Annotated in this window: 23 protein-coding genes; 8 read left to right on the top strand and 15 right to left on the bottom strand. The window is 63.3% G+C overall.

Annotated features, from left to right (window positions below):
- Positions 1-33: 33 nt before the first annotated feature.
- Positions 34-735 (top strand): GntR family transcriptional regulator, encoded by a 702-nt coding sequence (locus KVX96_RS16855; protein WP_261195930.1) that lies wholly within the window; start codon positions 34-36, stop codon positions 733-735.
- A gap of 16 nt (positions 736-751) precedes the next feature.
- Here KVX96_RS16855 and KVX96_RS16850 read toward each other — a convergent pair whose 3' ends face one another.
- Genes KVX96_RS16850 through KVX96_RS16820 form a run of 7 tightly spaced genes read right to left on the bottom strand, consistent with a single transcriptional unit; the run spans position 752 to position 6,602 of the window.
- Entirely contained in the window at positions 752-1,624 is an 873-nt protein-coding gene (locus KVX96_RS16850) for a dioxygenase (protein ID WP_261195929.1), read from the bottom strand.
- Positions 1,625-1,639: 15 nt separating this feature from the next.
- On the bottom strand, positions 1,640-2,947 hold the full coding sequence (locus KVX96_RS16845; RefSeq protein WP_261195928.1) for a TRAP transporter large permease: 1,308 nt from the start codon (positions 2,945-2,947) through the stop codon (positions 1,640-1,642).
- Entirely contained in the window at positions 2,944-3,465 is a 522-nt protein-coding gene (locus KVX96_RS16840; protein ID WP_261195927.1) for a TRAP transporter small permease subunit, read from the bottom strand. Before KVX96_RS16840 ends, KVX96_RS16845 begins: the two co-directional genes overlap by 4 nt.
- Positions 3,466-3,478: 13 nt before the next feature.
- Positions 3,479-4,564 (bottom strand): C4-dicarboxylate TRAP transporter substrate-binding protein, encoded by a 1,086-nt coding sequence (locus tag KVX96_RS16835; protein ID WP_261195926.1) that lies wholly within the window; start codon positions 4,562-4,564, stop codon positions 3,479-3,481.
- 31 nt (positions 4,565-4,595) lie between these two features.
- Positions 4,596-5,051, bottom strand: coding sequence for an OsmC family protein (locus KVX96_RS16830; RefSeq protein ID WP_261195925.1), 456 nt, complete (start codon positions 5,049-5,051; stop codon positions 4,596-4,598).
- A 7-nt stretch (positions 5,052-5,058) separates the two neighbouring features.
- Entirely contained in the window at positions 5,059-5,724 is a 666-nt protein-coding gene (locus KVX96_RS16825; RefSeq protein ID WP_261195924.1) for a malonic semialdehyde reductase, read from the bottom strand.
- Positions 5,721-6,602, bottom strand: coding sequence for a fumarylacetoacetate hydrolase family protein (locus KVX96_RS16820; RefSeq protein WP_261195923.1), 882 nt, complete (start codon positions 6,600-6,602; stop codon positions 5,721-5,723). The genes KVX96_RS16825 and KVX96_RS16820 overlap by 4 nt, the downstream gene beginning before the upstream one ends.
- 89 nt (positions 6,603-6,691) lie before the next feature.
- Between KVX96_RS16820 and KVX96_RS16815 the strand changes: the two genes are divergently transcribed.
- Genes KVX96_RS16815 through KVX96_RS16805 form a run of 3 tightly spaced genes read left to right on the top strand, consistent with a single transcriptional unit; the run spans position 6,692 to position 9,863 of the window.
- A complete protein-coding gene (locus KVX96_RS16815; protein WP_261195922.1) occupies positions 6,692-7,078 on the top strand; it encodes a YciI family protein in 387 nt (128 codons plus the stop codon).
- An 8-nt stretch (positions 7,079-7,086) separates the two neighbouring features.
- A complete protein-coding gene (locus KVX96_RS16810) occupies positions 7,087-8,364 on the top strand; it encodes a malonyl-CoA decarboxylase (protein ID WP_261195921.1) in 1,278 nt (425 codons plus the stop codon).
- Positions 8,364-9,863 (top strand): malonate--CoA ligase, encoded by a 1,500-nt coding sequence (locus tag KVX96_RS16805; RefSeq protein ID WP_261195920.1) that lies wholly within the window; start codon positions 8,364-8,366, stop codon positions 9,861-9,863. The genes KVX96_RS16810 and KVX96_RS16805 overlap by 1 nt, the downstream gene beginning before the upstream one ends.
- On the opposite strand, the gene KVX96_RS16800 is transcribed toward KVX96_RS16805, so the two are convergent.
- The 8 genes from KVX96_RS16800 to KVX96_RS16765 form a co-directional block, all read right to left on the bottom strand.
- Positions 9,864-10,604, bottom strand: a complete 741-nt coding sequence (locus KVX96_RS16800) for a ribonuclease activity regulator RraA (protein ID WP_261195919.1) — start codon at positions 10,602-10,604, stop codon at positions 9,864-9,866.
- Positions 10,605-10,723: 119 nt separating this feature from the next.
- On the bottom strand, positions 10,724-11,035 hold the full coding sequence (locus KVX96_RS16795; RefSeq protein ID WP_261195917.1) for a cupin domain-containing protein: 312 nt from the start codon (positions 11,033-11,035) through the stop codon (positions 10,724-10,726).
- A 36-nt stretch (positions 11,036-11,071) separates the two neighbouring features.
- On the bottom strand, positions 11,072-11,815 hold the full coding sequence (locus KVX96_RS16790; protein ID WP_261195915.1) for an SDR family NAD(P)-dependent oxidoreductase: 744 nt from the start codon (positions 11,813-11,815) through the stop codon (positions 11,072-11,074).
- A gap of 37 nt (positions 11,816-11,852) precedes the next feature.
- Positions 11,853-14,180: a DUF4962 domain-containing protein gene (locus KVX96_RS16785; RefSeq protein ID WP_261195913.1), complete on the bottom strand. Its 2,328-nt coding sequence runs from the start codon at positions 14,178-14,180 to the stop codon at positions 11,853-11,855.
- 83 nt (positions 14,181-14,263) lie between these two features.
- The gene (locus KVX96_RS16780; RefSeq protein WP_261195912.1) at positions 14,264-15,835 is read right to left on the bottom strand and encodes an extracellular solute-binding protein; all 1,572 of its coding nucleotides are present in this window, start codon (positions 15,833-15,835) and stop codon (positions 14,264-14,266) included.
- A gap of 26 nt (positions 15,836-15,861) precedes the next feature.
- The gene (locus KVX96_RS16775; RefSeq protein ID WP_261195911.1) at positions 15,862-16,743 is read right to left on the bottom strand and encodes a carbohydrate ABC transporter permease; all 882 of its coding nucleotides are present in this window, start codon (positions 16,741-16,743) and stop codon (positions 15,862-15,864) included.
- 13 nt (positions 16,744-16,756) lie between these two features.
- Positions 16,757-17,725, bottom strand: coding sequence for an ABC transporter permease (locus KVX96_RS16770; RefSeq protein WP_261195910.1), 969 nt, complete (start codon positions 17,723-17,725; stop codon positions 16,757-16,759).
- Positions 17,722-18,822 carry an ABC transporter ATP-binding protein gene (locus KVX96_RS16765; RefSeq protein WP_261195909.1) on the bottom strand — a complete coding sequence of 367 codons (1,101 nt, stop codon included), beginning with the start codon at positions 18,820-18,822 and terminating at the stop codon, positions 17,722-17,724. The genes KVX96_RS16770 and KVX96_RS16765 overlap by 4 nt, the downstream gene beginning before the upstream one ends.
- Positions 18,823-19,050: 228 nt before the next feature.
- Between KVX96_RS16765 and KVX96_RS16760 the strand changes: the two genes are divergently transcribed.
- From KVX96_RS16760 to KVX96_RS16745, 4 genes are all read left to right on the top strand, one after another.
- Positions 19,051-19,743: a GntR family transcriptional regulator gene (locus KVX96_RS16760; RefSeq protein WP_261195908.1), complete on the top strand. Its 693-nt coding sequence runs from the start codon at positions 19,051-19,053 to the stop codon at positions 19,741-19,743.
- 326 nt (positions 19,744-20,069) lie between these two features.
- Complete coding sequence (locus KVX96_RS16755; protein WP_261195907.1) at positions 20,070-21,056, top strand: TRAP transporter substrate-binding protein; 987 nt, start codon at positions 20,070-20,072, stop codon at positions 21,054-21,056.
- A 79-nt stretch (positions 21,057-21,135) separates the two neighbouring features.
- Positions 21,136-21,666 carry a TRAP transporter small permease gene (locus KVX96_RS16750; protein ID WP_261195906.1) on the top strand — a complete coding sequence of 177 codons (531 nt, stop codon included), beginning with the start codon at positions 21,136-21,138 and terminating at the stop codon, positions 21,664-21,666.
- A gap of 2 nt (positions 21,667-21,668) precedes the next feature.
- Positions 21,669-22,952 carry a TRAP transporter large permease gene (locus KVX96_RS16745; RefSeq protein WP_261195905.1) on the top strand — a complete coding sequence of 428 codons (1,284 nt, stop codon included), beginning with the start codon at positions 21,669-21,671 and terminating at the stop codon, positions 22,950-22,952.
- Positions 22,953-22,958 lie beyond the last annotated feature (6 nt).

The following is a 22,958-nucleotide window of genomic DNA, read 5'->3' as shown; positions in this document are numbered from 1 at the left end:
GGCGGGTCGCGGTGCACCAGGGGAGGGGCAGCTATGCCGATTGCCGATATCGACAGCCGCAAGGGCGAGGCCTCTGCCACACAGCAGGCCTATGAAGCCATGCGCCGCATGATCGTGACGGGCGATCTAAAACCCGGCGAGAAGCTGAAGATCGACGGGATGCGGCAGCGGCTGGACACCGGCGCGTCCCCGGTGCGCGAGGCCCTGAGCCTTCTGGTCTCCGACAACCTCGTGGAGCGGATCGACCAGCGCGGCTTTCGCACCGCCGAGGTGAGTGCGCAGAATTTTGATGAGATTCTGATGCTGCGCTGCACGCTGGAGGATCTGGCGCTGCGGGCCAGCCTCGCGGCTGCTGATGACGCGTGGGAGGAACGCGCGGTGCTGGCCCATCACCGGATGCAGCGCGCCCGCGACGCGAAAGATCCGGCCTTCGAGGATCGCCACAAGGAGTTCCACATGGCGCTTCTGGCAGCGGCCCCCTCGCCAATCCTCAAGAAATTCTGCTCCCAGCTTTACGATCTCAACATCCGCTACCGGTTTCTTGCGGGCAGCGCGCTGAACTACAAGAAGCGGGACGTGGTGGACGAGCATTCCGGCATCCTCGCCGCCGCCGTGGCGCGGGATGCGGATCTGGCCAGCGAACGGCTGCTGGCGCATTACCGCAAAACGGGCGCTTTCCTTGCCGGGCTGATCGACGAAGGCACCCTTCCCGCGGCAGCACGCGCGGGCGGCTAGGCCGCCCGGCGAGAGCCTAGTCCAAAGGCACCAGTGTCAGGTCGAAACGGACTTTGAGGTAGGGATCGCCCACCTTTCCCGACAGCTCGAAGCCTTCCGCCGGGAAGCTGCCAGCGGGCATGTCCTCGTAGCGCATCACCAAATCCTTGCGCACACCGAAGACGGTGTCCTGATCGAGATAGGGATCGTCTTCCGGGAAGACCTCCGTCACCAGCGGGCGGAAGCCTTCGGCCTCCACGATGAAATGCAGGTGCGAAGGACGCCACGGGTGGCGGCCACAGGCGCGCAGGATGTCGCCCACCGGGCCGTCGGAAGGCACCGTGTATTCCACCGGACGCACCGAGGTGAAAGCGTAGCGGCCGTCTTCCCCCACCGTCTGCAACCCGTGGAAGGAATAGGTGTCCTGATCCGGGTCCTGGCTGGAGTAAAGCCCGTTGGGCGCGGTCTGCCAGATGTCGAGCGTCGCGCCGGGGATCGGGTTTCCGGCGGGATCCTTCACGATGCCTTCCGCGAGCAGCACCGGCGCGTCGAAATCCTTGCGCAGGTCCGCCCCCACCGCGAGCGGCGGGGAGCCGGAGATATGAAACGGCCCCAGCACCGAGGAAGAGGTGCCTTCCGGGCGCGAATGCAGCATGTCAACGAGCGAGGAGAGCCCCAACACGTCGGATAGCAGCACGAACTCGTGGCGTTCCTTGTCGGAAATCGCCCCGGCGGCCTCCAGAAAGGCGATGCCCTGATTCCACTCCTCGTGGGTCAGCTTCACCTCGCGGGCGAAGGCGTGCAGATGGGTGACGAGGCTCGAGAGTACTTCCTTCAGGCGCGGGTCGATCCCTTCGCCCATGTAGCCCATGAAGACATCGGTGATATTGTCGGCGGTGACGTCCCGCATCGGGTTTCCCCCTTTTTAGTTCAGAATGGCAAGGCTGAGCGCCGGGAAGCGGATCAGCAGGATCAGCACCAGCAGCATGACGAAGGCAAAGGGCAGCGCGCCGAGGAACACGTCCTTCAGGGCGATGCGGTCATCATCCAGCGTGGCCTTGATGACGAAGCAGCTCAGGCCCAGTGGCGGGGTGAGCAGCCCGATCTCGGCAGCGACGACGGCGACGATGCCGAACCAGACAAGGCTGAGGCCCATGTCGTCGATCAGCGGCAGGAAGAGCGGCACCACGATCAGGATGATCGAGGCGGTATCAAGGATCGTGCCGAGGAAGAGCATCAGCACAACAAGCAGCACCATGATCCAGAAGAAGGAGAAATCGTTGGCGGCGAGGATGCTCTGCAGCTCGTTCGGCAGGCCTGCGATGCCGAGCATACGCGCATACATCGAGGCGGCGGTGATCAGGAAGAGGATGGCAGCGGTGATATGGCCCGTCTCGATCACGGTTTCCCAGAAAGAGCGCAGGTTGATCCGGCGGCGAACAGCGGCGATCAGGATGCCGATGGCAGATCCGGCGGCGCCGGCCTCCACGGGCGTTGTCCAGCCGGTGTAGATGCCGCCCAGAACCACCACGATCAGCGCCAGGATGGGCAGGGTTTTCCCGGCGATCTCGCCCCAGCTCATCAGATCGTCCTGCTCGATGATCCGCCCGCCCACGGCGCGCGGCATGAAGCGGCCCATGAACCAGATGGCGGCCACATAGGCGATGGCCAGAAGGATGCCCGGCACGACGCCGGCGAGGAACATCTCACCCACGGATTGCTCGGCCACGAAGGAATAGATGATCAGCATCGCCGAAGGCGGGATGATCATCCCCAGCACCGAGGAGCCCGCCACCACGCCGACGGCGAAGCGCGGGTTGTACTCCTGCCGCAGCATCTCGGGCACACTCATCTTGGAAAAGACGGAGGCCGAGGCGATGGAGGAGCCGGTGACGGCGGCGAAGACTGCATTCGCCCCCACCGTCGCCATGCCGATCCCGCCGGTGATGCGGCGGCAGCCTTGGTTCATCACCGAATAGATATCCGCCCCGAGCCCCGCTTTTGAAACGATGAGCCCCATGAACGTAAACAGCGGGATGGTGGCGAAGGTGTATTCCATCGCGCTGTCGCCAATGGCGATCTTCAGCAGCGCGAAAGAGAGATCCACGTTGCCGCGCATGGCCCAGATGGCCAGAAAGCTGACCATGCCCAGCGCGATGGGAATATAGACGCCCAGATAGATCATCACGATGATGGCGACGATCGAGATCAGGCCGATATCAATGGGCGTCATGAGCCGCTTTCCTGATGCGGGGCGCTATCCCCCGTTCTTGTGAAGATGTGCAGGATGAAATGCACGGTGCAGAGGCAAGCCGATAGGAAGATCACGAGCTTCACAGGCCACCATGGCGCGGTGAAAACGCCGGGCACCCCGAAGTAATCCTTGGTTGCCCACATCTCGCGGAACTCCGGCCAGATCGCCACGGCGACGAGGATCATGAAGGCCGCGCTCATCATGTCGATCCCGTTGGCCAGCCAGCGCCCGCCTTTGGGGCGGCGGCTGCGCAGCACCGTGAGAAAGCCGTCAGACCGGGTGAGCCGGCCCACGCGGATCACGTCGGGCAGTTGCAGGAACACGATCAGCACCATGGAGAATTGCACCACTTCGACCGCGCCGAGGAAGGGCTTGTTGAACAAGCCACGCGCGATGATGTCGTAGTTGACCACCGCGATGAGGCCGACGACCACGAGGGTGCCGGTGGCATTCGCCGCCATGGCGATGCCCCCGGCAAGTTTGGCAAACCACGTCACCTTGCGCGCCGGCTCAGTTGGTGGCCGCTTCGGCGGACCAATCCCGCACCGGCTCGAAGCCCGCATCCTTCAGCTTGGCCATATAGGCCTGCAGCATCTCGGTGCCGGGCTGGCCGGCATCATCCAGCCCCTTGGCCCATTCGGCGGCGATGTTGGGCATCGCGTTGGCCCAGGCCGCGCGCTCTTCCGCGCTCATCTCCACAATGGTACCCCCGGCGGCCACATAGGCATCGCGGCTGGCCTGCGCCTTGTCCATGGCGATCCCGGCCACATGATCACGATAGGCCACGGCCACTTCCTGAAGGGTTTCCTTCACCTCGTCGGGCAGCTTTTCCCAGTAGTCCTTGTTGACGGTGATCGTCTTGGAGTTCACCGCGCCCAGGTCGGCCTTCAGCATGAAGGGGGCAACCTCGGCGATCTTGAAGGTGGAGGCGGCTTCCGGCCAGAGCATGGCGTGATCCACCAGCCCGGTCTGCACCATGTTGTAGAAATCAGTCAGGCCGCCGCGCACGCCGGCCGCGCCCTCGATGCCTTCCAGATACCGCAGGTTCATCCCCGCACCCGCCACTTTGGAGCCTTCCAGATCGGCCAGCGAATTCACCTGCTCGCGGGAGAAGACCTGATAGGTGTCCAACACCACTCCGGTGGCGAGGTAGACTTGGTTCTGCGCGTCAAACTCCGCCTGCATCGCCGGGTATTCCTTGGCGATCTCGTCCACGGCCTTGGCCACGGCGCGCGCATCGGCGGAGACGAAAGGCGTCACGGCAGAGAGCGCCTGGCTCGGCAGTTTGGAGTTGTGGAAGATCGTCGTGACGATGCCGATGTCGCCCAGCCCCAGCTTGATGCCTTCGAGAACGCCCTTGGGCTTCACGATGGTGCCGCCGTAGCTCTCCTGCCAGTCCATCTGGTAGTTGCCGGTTTCGGCAAGGCGCTTGTCCACTTCGGGGATGAAGAAGTCGGTGAACTCCTTCACCCAGAGCGCGCGCGCCGGGTAGCCGTCGATCACGACGGCCTTGATCGTTTCGGTGGCCATGGCCGGCACAGCCATCACACTGAGTGCAAGGCCAAGGCCTGCCCTTTTTACGATTGATTTCAGCATGTTGTCTCCTCCCAAAGAATGCTGGTTTCCGTCAGGCTTTGCGCCAGGTGATCGACAGATCCGTGCCTGCCGCTTCAAAGAGTTTCGAGATCGCGCAGAATTTGGCCGTTTCCCGCGCGACCTGTTGCAACTGGTCCTCGCTGCAGGGGCCATCGGCCGCCACATCCAGCCGGATCGCCGTAAAAGGCACGTCCACTTCCTCCATCAGCAACACGCCACGCCGGTCGAAATCGACCTCCATGTCGAAGGCGAGATTGCCGATCTCCACGCCCAATTTGTGGGCGCATTTGTGGCCGATCACATTGGTGCAGCCGATCAGCGCGGCATAGGCCGTGGCCGTCGGCGAAGGCCCCTCATTGGTGCCGCCGCGCGCGACGGGCTCGTCAATTACTACGGTGTTGCCGTCGATTTCCGTCGCGCTGCGCGCGTGGCTCGTACCCTGCCCCGTCAGCTTGATCGTCATCTGGGTTTTCTGCCGGATTGCCATCAGCGCCTCACAGGATCTCGCAGACATCGCCGAAGGCGAAGCGGGGCAGTTTCTGGAACAGCGCCGTTTCATCCGCGTAGCCGATGTTGCACAGGAAATTGGATTTCCAGCCGTTTTCGCTGAAGAACTCTTCATCCACGATGGCGTTGGAGAAACCCGACATCGCCCCCACATCGAGCCCCATCGCCCGCGCGGCGATCATGAAATAGGCGCCTTGCAGGGTGGAGTTGCGATAGGCGGTGTCCTCGGCGTAGTCCGGGCGGCCGTCGAACAGCGGCTTGCGATCCTCGTGCGGAAAGAGGAAATCGAGCCGCTGCCAATAGGCCGGATCCCAGGCGATGATCGCTGTCACCGGCGCGGCGCGCATCTTGTCGATGTTCTTGGCTTTCAGCGATTTCGCCAGCCGATCCTTCCCGGCCTCGCTGCGCACGAAGATGAAGCGCGCGGGGCAGGTGTTCATGCTGGTCGGCCCGGCGATGGTGATCTCGAAGAGCGTGTGCAACATCTCGTCACTCACGGGCCGGTCCGTCCAGGCGTAGTGCGAGCGGGCATCGCGCAGGATCAGATCGATGGAGTCCTCATCCAGCCGCGCCTTGCGCGACCGCAGCGCGCGCACGGCTTCCTGCGCCTTGGCGCGCAGGCTTTCGAGCGTATCGCCGCCCTCCCCCATCATTCCGCCGCCTTCGCGCTGGCTTCGCCTTCGTCGATCACGGGGCTCGCGCAGATGCCGATGCCTTCGATCTCGATTTCCACGGTCTCGCCCGGGCGCAGCCAGCGCGGGTTGGGCTTTTTCGCGTGCCCCACACCCGGCGGCGTGCCCAGCGCGATGTGATCGCCCGGCTCCAGCGTGGTGTATTCGGAGATGATGGCGATGGTGTCGGCCACACCCCAGATCATGTTGCCGGTGTTGGAGGATTGTAGAATCTCATCGCCCACGCGGCTTTCGATCTTCAGGCCCTTTGCGCCTTCCGGCAGCTCGTCCGGCGTCACCACGAAGGGGCCGATCGCGCCGGTCGAGTCGAAGTTCTTGCCCGGAGTCCACTGGTGCGTTTTGCGCTGATAGTCGCGCACTGAGCCATCGTTGAACACGGTATAGCCAAAGACGTGATCAAGCGCGTCCTCGCGGCTGATGTGACGCCCCCCCTTGCCGATGATCAGCAGAAGCTCAGCTTCGTAGTCCAGCCGTTCCGAACAGCTGGGCCGCACCATGGGAGCACCCGCCGCCATGATCGAATTGCGCCCGCGCATGAAGAGCGCCGGGTAGTCGGGGATGTCGTAGCCGCCTTCCTTGATGTGCTCGACGTAGTTGAGCCCGAGGCAGATGAAGGTGCCCGGTGCGGTGATCGGCAAGGCGGGCGTGATCTCGGAGACATCGAGCGTCGCCGCGCCGCCCATGGCGGCCTTCGCTTCCGCAAGCAGCGCCGGATCGGCGGCCATGGCGGAGAGATCGCTGCCAAGGCCCGCAACGGCGGCACTGAGATTGACGGCGGTGGTGCCCTCCACCCCGAAGACGCTCTGCGCGCCTCCAGCGGATCCGACGATGAAACGCATCTGAAACTCCCTGTTGCTTGATCCCATTTTTGGCGATAAATTTTCACCAAGTCAAATAAAATCGATTTTCTTGAAATGGGAGGCTACAGATGCCGGCATGGGACGATTACAAGGCCGAGGCGAAATCGCGCGGCGCGCTGGCGCATGAGCTTTACGCCGTTGTGTCCACGCCTACGGGCGATCCGGCGCAGGTGAAAGCCAACCTGCCCGCCCACCTTGCCTATCAGGCCAAGCAGGAGGCAGCGGGCCATCTGTTTCTGGCCGGGCCGGTCTCCGATGAGAGCGGCGCGCTGATGGAGGGCATGGGACTGATCATCTACCAGGCCGACTCACTTGAAGCCGCCCGCGCGCTGGCCGAAGCCGATCCGATGCACGCAAGCGGCGCGCGCAGCTTCGTGCTGCGGCGTTGGCTGATCAATGAAGGCGGGCTAACGCTGTCGCTGCGGCTTTCCGGCCAGTCCGTGGCACTGGGATAACCGGCGCAATGGTGCAACGCAGCTTCCTTGGCGACATGCTCACCACGTTGTTTGAGCGCCGCCGCAGCCCCGCGAAGGGCGGCGATGCGCGCTCCGTCGAGGCCATGTGCCGCGCGCTTCTGGACACCGAGGGCGAGGTGGCCGGGCCGACACTGGCGCAATCGGTGCTGGATCGCTACGCCCAGATGAGCCGGGAGGAGAAGGCGGCCTTCTTCGCCTTCCTCAACGACGGGCTGGAGATCGACATCGACTCCCTGAGCGAGGCCATCGCCACCTACCGCGCAGAGCCTACCCCTTCCGCCTATCGTCGGATCGCGGTGAGCGCGGAGCCACCCCGGCAGGAACTGCTGCGCCGCCTCAACCAACCGCCGGGCGCAACGCAGGCGCTGGTGAAGATGCGCCGCGATCTGCTGGACGCCCTGCGCGACACCCCTTTGCTGGCCCGCACCGATCAGGATTTCCGCCACCTGCTGCGCAGCTGGTTCAACCGCGGCTTCCTGATGATGCGCACGATCAGCTGGGAAACCCCGGCGAGCCTTCTGGAGAAGATCGTCGAATACGAGGCCGTGCATGAGATTCGCGGCTGGGACGATCTGCGCCGCAGGCTCTACCCGCAGGATCGCCGATGCTTCGCCTTCTTCCACCCCTCCATGCCCAGCGAGCCGCTGATCTTTGTGGAAGTCGCCCTGACGATGCAGATCCCCGGCTCCATTCAGGCACTGCTGAGCGAAGAGCGCAAGCCGCGCGCCGCCGAGGACACGAATGTTGCCGTCTTCTATTCGATCTCCAACTGTCAGGCCGGGCTCAAGGGCATCTCCTTTGGCAATCTGCTGATCAAACAGGTGGTGTCGGAGCTGCGCAAGGAGCTGCCGGGGCTTGAGCATTTCGTCACGCTTTCACCCATTCCCGGCCTGTGCAACTGGCTGGAGGCCGAGCGCGAAGGCGAGGCAGAAGTGCTGCGTCAGGGCAAATGCGCCCCCGAAGATCTGCGCCGCATCGCCACGCGCTACCTGCTGGAGGCGAAAGACGCCAAGGGCCTGCCGCGCGATCCCGTGGCCCGGTTCCACCTTGGCAACGGCGCGCGGATCCATGCGGTGCACCCGGAAGCCGATGTCAGCGCCAAGGGGATGCAACAATCCGGTGGCGCCATGGTGAACTACGAGTACGATCTGACCATGATCGAAAGCAATCACGAGCGTTTCGTGCAATCCGGCGAGATTGCCGCCAGTCCGGCTGTGAAGAGCACGCTCACCAGCACCAACAAGAAGAACAGGATACAGGCCTGATGACAAACCACCTTTACGATGCGCTCTTCGCGCCCCACGCGGAGAATGACGCCACCCTGTTCACCCGCCCTGATGCCGCGCCGATGAGCTACCGGGCCTTCATCGCCCGGGTTGGACAGATGGCCCATGCTCTGACCCGCGCGGGGCTGAAGCCCGGCGACCGCGTGGTGGTGCAGGCGGAGAAATCGGTGGAAATGGTGATGCTCTACGGCGCGACGATCCGCGCCGGGGGCGTCTTCCTACCGCTCAACACCGCCTACACCCATGAGGAGGTCTCCTACTTTGTGACGGATGCCGCGCCGCGCCTGCTGGTCTGTGATCCGGCACAGGCCGAGGGGCTTTCGGACATCGCGCAAGGCGTGGGCGCGCAAATCCTGACGCTGGATGCGGAAGGCAACGGCAGCTTGACGGAGGGCATGGATGCCCTGCCCGAGGCCTTTGACACCGTGGCCCGCGAGGCCGGTGATCTCGCCGCGCTGCTCTATACCTCAGGCACCACCGGGCGCTCCAAGGGGGCAATGCTGAGCCATGAGAACCTGCTCTCCAACACCCGCGCGCTGATCGATCTCTGGCGCATCACATCCGGCGATACGCTCATTCACGCGCTGCCGATTTTCCACACCCACGGGCTGTTCGTGGCGCTCAACACTTCGCTTCTGGCTGGGGCACAGGTGCATTTCCTGCGCAGCTTCGACAAGGACGCGATCTTCTCCGCCCTACCGCAAGCGACGACGCTGATGGGCGTACCGACCTTCTACACCCGCCTGCTCGATGATCCGCGCCTCACCCGAGAGGCCACCGCCGGGATGCGGCTCTTCATCTCGGGCAGCGCGCCCTTGCTGGCCGAAACTCATGTCGCCTTCACCGAGCGCACTGGCCACCGCATCCTTGAGCGCTACGGGATGACGGAGACCAATATGAACACCTCCAACCCCTACGACGGCGAGCGCCGTGCGGGCACCGTGGGCCAGCCTTTGCCGGGCGTGGAAGTGCGCCTGACGAACCCGGAAACCGGAGAGGCCGTGCCGGAGGGCGAGGTGGGCATGATCGAGGTGCGCGGACCGAATGTGTTTTCGGGCTACTGGCAGATGCCGGAGAAGACCGCCGAGGAGCTGCGCGAGAACGGCTTCTTCATCACCGGCGATCTGGGGCAGATGAGCGCTGATGGCTACCTCTCCATCGTTGGGCGCGCCAAGGATCTGATCATCACCGGGGGCTATAACGTCTACCCGAAGGAGGTCGAGGACGTGCTTAACGATCTGGACGGCATTTCCGAAAGCGCCGTCTTCGGCGTGGCGGATGCGGACTTCGGCGAGGCCATCGTGGCCGCGCTTGTGGCGCTGCCGGGGGCGGAGATCGATCTGCCGGCCACCGAGGTCGCCGTGGGCGAAAAGCTCGCCCGCTTCAAGCACCCCCGCCGCTACGTTGTGCTGGAGGCCCTGCCGCGCAACACGATGGGCAAGGTCCAGAAAAACCTGCTGCGGGAGCGCTATGCGTGATCAGGCGCGGCGGGCCTTCCAGGCTTCGAACCGCTCAAGCGATGCAGGATCGGTGGGCGGGTAGAGGCCGATGACGGCCCGGCCCGCCAGCACTTCTTCCAGCACGAAATCCTCGTAAAGCTCCATGCCAAGGGCTTCCTCGGCGATCTCGTCGGCTAGGTTGCGCGGGATCACCATCACGCCGTCGCCATCACCCACCACGATGTCACCCGGATAGACGGCAACGCTGCCGCAGCCCACGGGCACATCAATGTCCACGGCGTGGTGCTTGGTGAGGTTCGTCGGCGCGGAAGGTTTGGCCGCGTAGACCGGCATGGCAAGCGCGGCCGCCCCGGCGGCATCGCGCACGCCGCCGTCCGTCACCACGCCCGCCGCGCCGCGCACCTGCAGGCGGGTGAGAAGGATCGAACCGGCGGAGGCGGCGGAGGCATCCTGACGGCAGTCCATCACCAGCACATGGCCTTCGGGGCAGGTTTCCACCGCCACGCGCTGCGGGTGATCGGGCTCGCGGAAGGCTTCGATCGGATCGGTGTCTTCCCGCGCAGGAATGTAGCGCAGGGTGAAGGCCGGGCCGACCATGCGCGGCGCGGCAGCGCCAAGCGCGCTGACCCCCTGCACGTAGCAATTCCGGTAGCCGCGCTTGTAGAGCAGCGTCGCGATGGAGGCGGTGCTGGCGGATTTCAGCCGCTCAAGCGTTTCGGGCAGCAGCGGCACCGCGCTTGCGGGTTTCGGATTGGCCATGGAACAAACTCCGGCGAGGGGCAGTTGAAACAGAAAACGGCGGCGCGAGGCCCAGGTTTCGCGCCGCCGCTTGACGCCCGAAGGGAGCCCGGGCGTCTGACAACCGGGGGAGGCCCCGGTTAGAGGAAATCATCCCGGCGAGGAGTGAAGCAATCGATCAGCGTGCCCGGCTCAAGGCAGATGCAGCCATGGATCTGGTTGGGCGGGATCACGAAACTGTCGCCCGGCCCCACCTCGCGCTCTTCCTCGCCGAGGAAGAAGCGGAAGCGGCCGCTTTCCACGTAGGTGGATTGCACATGCGGGTGGTTGTGCTTGGCCCCTTCGGCCCCTTCCGCCGTGAAGCGGAAGGCCACAACCATCAACTCGGGGCGCTCAGACAGCACCTGCCGGCTGACGTTCTCGCCCGTTGGCACGATGGGAAATGCGCTCATGTCTTCAACTCTCTGTATGGCTGATGTTGGATGCGCTCAGCTGAACAGCATGCCGCCGTTGATGTCCACGTTGGTGCCCGTCATGAAGGCCGAGGAGTCGGTGGCGAGGAAGGTGACGAGGTTGGCGATGTCCACCGGCAGGCCCTGACGTTTCACCGGCGCGGCGGCCTCCACGTTGCGGCGCACTTCATCCTTGGTGAATATGTTGTGGAAATCGGTATCGATCATGCCGGGGCAGATCGCGTTGACGCGGATCTTCGGGCCAAGCTCCTTGGCGAGGCCGCGGGTCATCGTCATCACGGCGCCCTTGGACGTGGCATAGGCCACAGCCCCCGGCCCGCCGCCATCGCGGCCAGCCTGGCTGGCGATGTTCACGATCGCGCCTTCACTCATATGCGGAAGACAGGCGTTGATCATCAGGAAGGTGGAGGTGAGGTTCAGATCCATCACCGCGTTCCAATGCGCGAGCGGCATCTCGGCAATCGTCTTGCGCTCGATCAGCCCACCGGAGTTGTTCACCAGCACGTCCACTGAACCAAAGGCGGCGACAGTGGCATCCACCAGCGCTTGCACGCCTTCGGGTTTCGTCAGATCCCCCTGCACGGCGATGGCTTTGCCGCCTGCGGCCTCGATGGCGGCGACGGTTTCATCCGCGCCCTTGGAGGAGGCGAAATAGTTGATCGCAACATTGGCACCCTCGGCGGCCAGAGCCTTGGCGCATGCGCTGCCGATATCGCGCCCGCCACCGGTAACGATGGCGGTTTTCCCTGCAAGTTTCATTTTTATTCCTTTCGATTGAACGGGGTCGGGCCGGGCGTCAGATGCCTGTGGCCGCGAGTTTCTTGATGACGACCTTGAACGAGCGGTCGTCGGAGTCGGTGAAATAGAGATCGCAGTCGTAGCCCTGATCATCCATGAAGCTGAACACGCGGCGCGGGGCTGACAGCGGATAGGGCACCAGAAGCGTGGCGATGCGGTGGCGGGTGGCCTCCGGATAGTTCGCGGTGAGCCTTGTGCTGACGGGCAGCCCCTCGATCTCGGTTGGATCGACACCGGGGAAGGCTGTTTCCTGCGTGAGCTGCGGCTTGCCGGCCTCCGACCAGATGACCTCGCCGTAGAAGCCGGCCAGCTCGCCTTGATAGCGGAAGGTGCTGGCCCCGAGCTTCATTGGCGCGTTGGCATGCAGCAGCCATTGCAGGGAGACAGGCGTTTCGGCATCCACGCTATCGACGAAGATGAAATACTGCCGGTTCACGAAATAGACCTCGCGCGTGGCCAGAGTCACTTCCGGGCTGAGCGTGCGATAGGCGGCGGTGGCGTCGCCCTTGATGTAGATGTGATCGCCACGATCCTCAGCGATGTCGATGCGCCCGGTGGAGCCCATCGCCTGCGCCTTGTCGCGCCCAGCATACTGGCCCTCGCCGTTGATCAGGATCGCGTTCTTGGACTGCGTCTGCCGCCGCCAGACCTGATGCATGGTGGAGTTGAAGGCCACGTAATGCCCGGACTGGATCGCCAGATCCTCGCCGAAGGCCGAGAGGCAGAAGGCGTTCTGATCGCCATGACTGTGGCTGATGGAGCCGAAGGGCGAGGATTTGAACACGAATTGCACATGCTCCTCGGGGCTTTGCATCCGGTGCTGGACCGCAGCCCAGCCGATGCCCTTGAACCAGCGCAAGGAGTCCTCATCCGCAGGCGGCGTGGCCTCTACGATTGGGAAATCGCTCTGGTAGAGCATCTCGTCGAAGCGGAAATCCCACCAGCCCCAGTTGTAGAAGGCCATCTCGGTGCCGGGGTTGGTGCGCTTGATCTCGTCGTAATACCACTGATACGCCCCGTTGCCGGTGACGCCCGCGAACTGACGCAGGTTGTAGCCCAGCTTCACCGCGGGCAGATCGCCCATGGTGCTGTCGTCGCCAAAGGTGGCGCGGCGCGTGTCGGGGGCCTTGGTGTAAAGCGGCATGTCGCCGGTGTCCTGGAAGAAGGGGCGTTTGTACAGATCGATCCCGGCCCAGCCTTTCAGCAGGTTCGCGGCATCGATCAGATAGGCCATGCCCGTCATCCAGTAGTGCGGGCCTTCCGCCCAGCCACCCTGTGCGTCGCCCCAGGGCGAATAGACGGTGGAGAGGAATTCCACAGAGTAGTCCAGCCATTCGGCGGCTTCCTCGGCCTCGTCCAGCAGCGCGATGGAGGCGGGTACCAGCACCGCCGAGACGGCACGCACGGCGTGGCTGTCGAAGGGAAAGAGGTGGATACGGGCGTGTTTGATGATGTGGTCCGCGGTTTCGCGGGTGCGGACCAGCAGGGCCTCGCGCACGGTGGCGCGTTCGTCATCCGAGAGCTGATCGTGCAGCCAGTCATAGCCCCAGGCCAGCGCGAGGTTCACGCGGAAGGCCCATTCATCGGTGTAGCTGCGCGAAGTGGTGCCCGCCGGATCCCAGGCCGCTGCAGCCAGAAGCCATTCCTTGGCGCGGGCGAGCATGGCGGCGTCTTCGGTGACCTTGCCACCGATGGCGAGGTGGCGGATCGCGTAGAGCAGCTCCTGACAGTCGATGTAGGTCTGCCGCCAGATGTTGGCGACGCGCTTGTGGCCCGGATAGCCTGCGGGCTCTGCCATGATCTCGCGCTCCATCCACGGCAGCACGGAGCCTGCGTAGAACACATCCCATGTGCAGTGCCCCGCATCCTCGGCCACGGCGGATTTGAACTCCGCGAGCCGCTCCGGCGAGAGCCAGAGGCGCGGATGCGCGCGGGTGCCGGTGGCGTAGCGCTTGCTGCGCGGCGCGAGGGGCGTTTCGGGCAGGCCTTCGGCAATGGTGAAACTGCGGGTCTCGCTCCAGTCGCTCAGGGGCGCGGCGCTCTGCGGGTCGCAGACGGCATAAGCCCAATACTGCGCGCCGGGTGCGAGGGGCGCATCGGGGGTGAAGAAATTCAGATCGATCGGCCCGTAGTGCTGCGTTTTCTTCGCCGGGAAGGCCGGATCTGAGGAGATGCGCAGAACATAGGTGGCCTCGTCCTCGATGACCGGCAGCCAGGAAAAGCGCGGCGGGTTTTCCGTGATCTGCGTCTCGGCCACGGGGCCATATTGGATCGTCAGGCGACCGGCGCGGGGCTGATCGAGAACGGGCTGCTGGGTGTCGGGCATCGGGTCGGGTGTCCTGTGGGCGGATAAGTCGTTTGGGTGGGGAGGAGGCCGAAACCGGCCTCCTCTATCGGGTTTGAAAGAGTTCAGCCCTTGCTGCCGTATTGGCGCTTGTAGGCGGAGTTCATGGCCTCCAGCACATCCTGGTAGCCCATCTTGTCGAGCGTCGCGATGTATTCGTCCCAATCGGCTTCCACATCGCCATTGCCCAGCACCCAGCCCTGCTGGCGTTCCAGCATGTAGGTGCGGATGGATTCCCAGTATTTGTCGTAGACCTTCTGCTCATCGGCATTCAGCGCCACGCCAAGGAACTGGTCGATCAGGTAGTCGCCCTCGTCATAGAGCGCGATGCCTTCCAGAGCGTATTTGTTGCTCCACTGTTCCTCGTAGGCGTAATCTTGGAAGTAGCCACGCGATTGCAGCTGCGCGCCGACCTCGTAGAGCTGGTTGTTCACCGGCTTGCCGTTGGTCAGGAACTCCTCGGTGAAGGTCGGTTTGCCGTCGACCATCGTGTATTGCTGGCCTTCGACGCCGAAGTTGGCCAGACGGCGGCCTTCCTCGGTGAACCAGAAGTCGAAATACTTGATCGTCTCGACGGGATGCTCGTTGGTGTAGCCGATGGCCCAGCCGTCCGGCTTGATCGGGATACGGCGATGCTCTTCGATGCGCTTGCCCGAGATCGAGGCGGGCGGGGCCATGGCCTTGAACTGGAAGCCCGGCACCTTCTCGGCGAGGCTGTCGTTGTAGCCAGCGGTCGAGGCGAACCAGTCATGGGTTGCGCCGCCGATGTTCTCGGAAAGCAGGTATTCGCGGGCAGAGGAGCCACGGGTGAACACCTCGGCATCCACGAGGCCTTCGGCATACCAGCGGGCGAGGTTCTTGATGCCTTCGCGGTAGCCCTCACCGGCGTAGGGGTGCTTCAGCGCGCCGTTGTCCACGTAGAAGTCGTGGTAGGTGTCAGAGCCCGAGGAGCGGCCGTCCCACAGGGTGACGAGGCGGATCAGCTCCGGCCACTGGCGGGCGAAATAGGGGATCTCGTCCTTCAGACCGTTGCCGTTCGGGTCATTGTCGCGGAAGGCGATGAGCACCTGCTCGAATTCTTCCACGGTCTGCGGCACCTCAAGGCCCAGCGCATCCAGCCAGTCGTAGCGGATGAAATAGGCGCGGCCGTATTTGCCGTCCGGCAGGTAGGGGATGTAGTACATCTCACCGTTGGCGGCCTGGATCGCGGCGCGGATCTCGGGGCGCTCGTCCAGATAGGCCTTCAGGTTGGGGGCGTGCTCTTCGATCAGATCGTTGAGCCCGATGAAGGCACCTTCAGGGCCGTATTGGTTCACGAAGTCCTTCAGACGGCTGGAGCCGACGATGTCGGGCACGTTGCCCGTGGCCAGCATCAGGTTCAGGGCTTCGGTCTTGCCGGTGTTCTCATCGGTGCGGGTGTTCGCGCCGACCGTGGCATCCTTCAGGTGGATGCCCGTCAGCTCGCTGGCGATCTTCTCCACCGGCCAGCTTTCCTCATAACGCGGATAGCGGGCGTGGTTCATCTGCACGGTCAGTTCAAGCGGCTCGTCGACGATCCGCAGGTGGCCGTCGGCCAGCGCCGGCCCCGTGATGGCGGTGCCAGCCAGCAGCACCGATGCAAGTTTCAGATTTCGCATGATTTCCTCCCAGTTGCGAATGGTGATTATTCTTTGACGCCGCCCAGAAGGATGCCCTTCTCGAAGTAGCGTTGGATGAACGGGTAAACGATCAGGATCGGGATGATGGAGCAGACGATGATCGCGGCGGTCACTGTCTCCACGCTGTAGGCGGCATCCACCAGCGAGGCCCCGAATTCATTGTCGTCCGAGAGCGTCACGATGGTGTGGCGCAGGTAGACCTGCAGCGGGATCTTCTCTTCGTCCTGCAGGAGCACCATGGCCCAGAAGAAGCCGTTCCAGCGCGACACGATGCAGAAGAGCGACACCGTTGCGATGGCGGGCTTGGAGAGCGGCATGTAGACCTTCCACAGCACCTGCAGCTCGCTCGCTCCATCCATCCGCGCGGCTTCCTCGAAGCTCTGCGGGATGCCCTCAAAGAAGTTACGCAGCAGGATGATGTTGAAGCCGTTCACCGCGAAGCCGATGATGATGCCGAAGTAGCTGTCCAGCAGCCCCAGATCCCGCATGTTCAGGAAGAAGGGGATCATCCCGGCGTTGAACCACATGGTGAAGGCCACCAGCAGGTTCCAGAACCGCCGCCCTTTCAGCTGCGGGCGCGAGAGCGCATAGGCGCCGGGGATGATGATGATCAGGCTCATCAGCGTGCCGCCGATGGTGTAGATGAAGGTGTTCTTGTAGCTGATCCAGAACATCTCCTGGCTCAGCACATGCTTGTAGGCCTGCAGCGTTGCCCCCACCGGGGTGAGGACCACGTTCCCCGCGCGCGCCTCGAAGCCGGAGCTGAAGGAAACGGCGGCGATATAGATGAACGGGTAGAGCGTGGAGATCGTGAACATGCCGATCAGAACCATGTTCAGGATCACGAAGAGCTTGTCGCCACGGCTGTAGAGATTGAAGTTCGTCATCTGATTGCTCCTCTCACCACAGCGACGTGCGCGAGTAGCGCTTGGAGATGCTGTTGGCCCCGACCACCAGAACGAAGGCGACAACCGCGTTGAACAGGCCGGCCGCTGCGGCCAGATCGTATTGGCCGCCCTGGATGCCCTGGCGATAGATGAAGGTGTTCACCACGTCGGCGGTCTCGTAGGTGGCCGGCTGGTAGAGCAGGATCACCATCTCGAAGCTGACTTCCATGATGTTGCCGATGCGGATGATCAGCATGATGATGATCGTCGGCAGGATGCTGGGGATGGTGATCTTCCACATCATTTGCCAGCGGCTCGCGCCATCCACCACTGCGCTTTCATACAGCGTGGGCGAAACGCCCGCGATGGCGGCCAAGTAGACGATGGATTGGAAGCCCGCCTCCTGCCAGATGCCGGTGCCGATGAAGATCGGGCGGAACCATTCGGGCTTCGTCAGGAAGTAGATCGGCTCGATCCCGAACCAGCCGAGCATGGTGTTCACGATGCCGGCGGACGGCGAAAACGCCGTGATCACGATCCCGGCGATGATCACCGAGGAGATGAAATGCGGCAGGTAGACAATTGTCTGCGATGTTTTCTTGAAGAAGCGATGCAGGATCTCGTTGAACATCAGCGCCAGCAGGATCGGCACGGGAAAGCCGAAGAGCAGCGTGTAGAAGCTGATGATCACCGTGTTGCGCAGGGCGCGGATGAACTGATCGTTCGAAAACAGCGTCTGGAAGTGCTCAAGACCCACCCAGGGGCTGCCCTGGATGCCGCGGAAAATCGAGTAATCCTTGAAAGCGATCTGCAGCCCGTACATCGGCTTGTAGAGGAACAGCAGCAGCCAAAGGACCATCGGCACCAGCATCAGGTAGAGCTGCCATTCGCGCTTCAAATGCGCGACAGCCGCCTCAAGCCGGGTGGGCTTGGCATGGGCCTTGCGCAGGGGCGGGGCGTTTTCTTGCGGCAGATCCGTCATTGGACATTCACCTGCCCGGCAAGGGCGTTGCCCGTGTCGGCGTCAAACACCCGCACGAGGTGCGGTGGGATGGTGAAACGGGTGGCCCCGTAAGCGGTGAGCGTGCGACCGATGGTTTCGGCGCGGATCACGAAGGGCTTTTCGCCCAGTGTTGCGTGCACCAATGCTTCGGAGCCGAGCGTTTCCACGAGATCCACCGAGACTTCGACGCCTGCCGGATCATCCGGCGCGAGCGTCACGAATTCGGGCCGGATGCCCAGTGTCACGATTCGCCCGGTCTGGCCGCGCAGCTCTGGCAGATCGGCGATCTGCAGGCTCTGGCCACCGAACTCGGCGCGCGGGCTAGTGTCGCCCGCCACGATCTTCGCCTGCACCATGTTCATCGGCGGCGAGCCGAGGAAGCCGGCAACGAAGGTGTTGGCCGGGTTCAGGAACAGATCCATCGGCGCGCCGACCTGCTCGATGCGGCCGTCGTTCATCACGACGATCCGGTCGGCGAGCGTCATCGCCTCGACCTGATCGTGAGTCACATAGATGGAGGTCGCGCCAAGGCGCTTGTGCAGCCGCTTGATCTCGGCGCGCATGGCGGTACGCAGCTTGGCGTCGAGGTTGGAGAGCGGCTCGTCAAAGAGGAAGACCTTGGGACGGCGCACGATGGCGCGGCCCATGGCCACGCGCTGGCGCTGGCCGCCAGACAGATCCGCCGGGCGGCGTTCGAGGTATTCGGTGAGGCCGAGGATGCCGCTGACTTCCTGAACGGCGGCGGCGATCTCGGGCTTCTTGGTTTTGCGAATTCGCAGGCCGAAGGCGATGTTGTCGGCCACGTTCAGGTGCGGATAGAGCGCGTAGTTCTGGAACACCATGGCCACGTCGCGGTCCTTGGGCGCGATCGCGTTCATCACGCGATCGTCGATCGTGAGCGTACCGTCGGAGATCTCTTCCAATCCGGCGATCATCCGCAGCGTGGTGGATTTCCCACATCCGGAAGGCCCCACAAGCACGACAAACTCGCCGGGCGTGACCTCAAGATCGATCCCATGAACGACCTGAAGCCCCCCGTAGGCTTTCACGATTTGGTCCAGTCGGACTCCGGACATAGCATTCTCCTCCCCAGCGGCCCAACACTGGCCGCGCCTTTACTCACCCTTAGGCTTGACGAAAAATCTCTGCTCGTCAATACTTGTATACAAGATAAAATACAAGATTGCCGACAAGCAATCCTTGAAACCCGCGCCAAGGCGGCGCAAAGCGGCCCGAGAGGGGTGCGAAACACTGGATCGGACCCCGGCCCGCAGCTATGTGGGACCGGCAGGAAAGGAAGCACCATGGCCAACGCAGAGACAGCGCAGACGACGCGCAGCAGCGTCGACAGGATCGTCGAGCAGCTCTATGACGACATCCGCCAAATGCGCCTGCTGCCTGGCACGCGAATCTCGGAAACGGATATCGCCAGCCAGTTCGGCGTCTCGCGCCAGCCGGTGCGCGATGCTTTCAACCGGCTCGCGAACATGGACCTGATCCTGATTCGTCCGAAGAAAGCGACAGAAGTGAAGAAGTTCTCTTCCGCCGCCATCGAACGCTCGCGCTTCGTGCGCGCGTCTGTTGAAGCAGAGGTCCTGCGGCGCGCCTCGGCCCGCTGCACACCGGCGGATGGCCACCAGCTTGACGCTTGTTTAGCAATGCAAAACAAAGCCCTGGCTGAAAGAGACCACGCCGCATTTGCGCGATTGGACTATGAATTTCACCAAACACTTTGCGACATCGCGGGCGTGCCTTTTGCCTTCGACGTGATTCGCGCGGAGAAGGAAAAGGTGGATCGGCTCTGCATGCTCGGGCTCTCGAAAGAGAATCGGATGCCCCAGCTTGTAGAGGATCACGAGGCAATCGCGACGGCCGTAAAAACCGGCAACGCGGAAGCTGCTGCGGAGGCCGGTATGCGCCACCTCTCGCGCCTAGACGATACGATCGAAGCGATTCGCGTCACCAGTGCCGCCTACTTCGACGACAGCGAAGACTAACCCCTCACACAGCCCACCTCCCGAAAACGGCCGGCCTCCCGGCCGTTTTTTTGTTTGCGGGCCAGTGCTTCTTAGATTCGTAAACTTTTTTCTTGTATGCAAGTTTGCATACAAGCATATTACCGGCAGGCTCAGGGGCTGAACCCACCTGCCCCATGCCTTTTGCAAATCAAGCGCGCCAAAAGGAGGACGGCCCGCCATGCCAGAACAGGCTCCGTGCCAACCGTTCATTTTTGTCTTGGCGCATACTTGAATACTAGCATACTACTATAAACGGCCCACAGGATTCACCCCTCGGCCGTAACGTCATCACCGGGAGGAAAAAGATGAACGCATTCACCAAAATCAAACTCGCGGCGACCGCTGCTGCGGTCTCCGTGACCTGCGCCGCCACCGGCGCGCTCGCGCTCGACATGCGCGGCTGGAACATCCACGTCGAAGATTACCCCGTGTCTCACGGTATGGAGGCCTTCATGGCCGAAGTGACCGAAAAGACCGGCGGCGAGATCACCGGCAAGATCTACCACAACGGCGTGCTCGGCTCGCAGCCTGACGCCATCGAGCAGATCCGCCTCGGCGTGATCGATTTCGGCGAATTCTCCCTCGGGCCGATGGGCCAATCCGTGCCGGAGACAAACGTCGTTTCCCTGCCCTTCATCTTCCCCTCCATCCCCGAGATGTACGAGATGATGGACGGCGAAGTGGGCGAAGCCATCGGCAAGGGCATGATCGCCAAGGGCATCGTGCCGCTGGGCTGGTATGACGCCGGCGCACGCTCCTTCTACAACTCGGTGCGCCCGATCAACACGCCGGCCGACGTCGAAGGCCTGAAAGTGCGCGTGATGAGCAACGACCTTTTCGTGAAGATGGTCGAATCCATGGACGGCAACGCCACCCCGATGGCCTTCGCCGAGGTCTACCAGTCGATCAAGACCGGTGTCGTGGACGGTGCGGAGAACAACCCGCCCTCGTACGAGTCCACCAACCACTTCGAAGTGGCGAAATACTACTCGCTCACCGAGCACCTGATCATCCCGGAATGCCTCTGCATGAGCCTGAAGACCTGGGAAAAGCTCACGCCTGAGCAGCAGGAGATCGTGAAAACGGCCGGCCGCAACAGCGCCGAACTGCAGCGCAAGCTGTGGCAGGAGCGTGAAGCCGCGAGCCTTGAGAAAGTCCAAGCCGGTGGCACCGAGATCAACACGATCGCGGACAAGGGCCCGTTCCAGGCCGCAATGGCTCCGGTGTACGAATCCTTCCTCGCCGACAACCCGGACCTGAAGCCGATCGTTGACCTGATCCAGGGCAACTGATCTCTGTAAAGTCTCTCCGGCGGGGCCCCAACCGGGCCCCGCCATTCCGTTTCAAAACCCTTTTATCTGGAGATCGCGCGTGACCGCTGACTCGCCCCTCGTGCGCCGGATCGAGCAGGCGCTCGACTGGATCTGCTCCCTCTGCATCCTGATCGCCTCTGTCGCGCTCGTGGTGCTGATCGCCACTTTCGGCTGGCTGGTGTTCGGCCGCTACGTGCTGAACGTCACCCCCACATGGGTCGAGCAGCTCGCCCTGCTCCTGATCTGCTACATCGCCTTTCTGGGCGCCGCCGCGGGCGTACATCAGGACACCCACATCGGCGTGACCCTGTTTCGCGACATGCTGCCGGAGACGGCCCAGAAAGCCCTGCTGATCTTCATCGATTTCGTGCTCGCGGGCTTTGGCGCGGTGATGCTCGTGGCCGGTGCGACGCTGATGGAATTCGGCGCGGACACGATGCTGCCGATGCTGAACATCCCCGAGAGCGTGCGGACTGCCGCCATCACCTCACTGGGCGCGCTGCTCGTGCTCTTTGCCGGGACGCGCGGCCTGCTGCGCATCCTCACCTTCCGGGACTGGGCCCCGGACCACTCGATCAAGGACTATTGAGCGTGGGACTTCTTATTCTTCTGGGCACTTTTGCCGCGGGCGTCGTGATCGGCGCGCCGGTGGCCTTTGCCATGGGCATCGCCGCCGCCGCCGCCTTCTGGTTTGAAGGCTTCCCGATGCTGATCACCTTCCAGCGCGCGACGGCGGGGGTTTCCGTCTTTTCGCTGCTGGCCATTCCCTTCTTCGTCTTCGCCGGTGAGATCATGCTGCACGGCGGGATCGCCAAACGGCTGGTGACGCTGGCCTCCGCCCTCGTCGGCCACCTCAAGGGCGGGTTGGCGATGGTCAACATCTTCTCTTCCATGCTGTTTGGCGGCATCTCGGGCTCCGCCGTGGCCGATATTTCGGCCCTCGGCTCGCTTCTGGTGCCGGTGATGAAAGAGCGCGGCTACCGCCCCGATTTCGCGGTGAACGTGACAGTGACAAGCTCCATCGCCGGGATCGTGATCCCGCCGAGCCACAACATGATCATCTTCGCCGTGGCCGCTGGCGGCGGGATCAGCGTCTCCAAGCTGTTCCTCGCGGGCGTTCTGCCCGGCGTCCTGATGTGCTGCGCGCTGGCCGTGGCCGCATGGATCCTGTCGATCAAGCACAACTACCCGGCAGAGCCCTTCCCCGGCTGGGCCGTGGTGGGCCGCGCCGCGGTGGACGCCGTGCCGGGCTTCTTCACCGCCGTGATCATCGTGGGCGGTACGCTCTCGGGCATCTTCACCGTCACCGAATCCGGCGCCTTTGGCGCGATCTACGCGGTGCTGCTGACGAAGTTCTACTACCGCAGCCTCTCCTTTGCGGCTTTCCGCGCCGCCGTCGTGGGCGCTGTGAAGACAACCGCCATGGTGATGATCCTGATCGCCTTCGCCAGCTCCTTCGCCTACCTGCTCGCGCTCTATCAGGTGCCCGCGAAGCTGAGCTACGCGCTGGTGTCGATCTCGGAAAACCCGATCATGATCCTGCTGATGATCAACATCATCCTGCTGGTTCTGGGCATGATCATGGACATGGCCGCGCTGATCCTGATCTGCACGCCGATCTTCCTGCCCATCGCCAAGGGGCTCGGCATGGATCCGACGCAGTTCGGCATCATGATGCTGATCAACCTCGGCATCGGGCTCTGCACCCCGCCGGTGGGCACCTGCCTCTTCGTGGGCTGCGCCGTGGGGCGGATCAAGATCGAGGAGGCGCTGAAATCGATCTGGCCCTTCTACCTCGCGATCCTCGTGGCCCTGATCCTCGTGACCTATGTGCCAGCCGTTTCGCTCTGGCTGCCGTCGATCCTTGAGCCTTGAGCCGGG

The organism is Pseudoruegeria sp. SHC-113 (assembly GCF_025376885.1).
Lineage (GTDB): Bacteria > Pseudomonadota > Alphaproteobacteria > Rhodobacterales > Rhodobacteraceae > Pseudoruegeria.
Note: the sequence above shows the minus strand (reverse complement) of the source record. Positions and strands in the feature narration are given on the sequence as shown.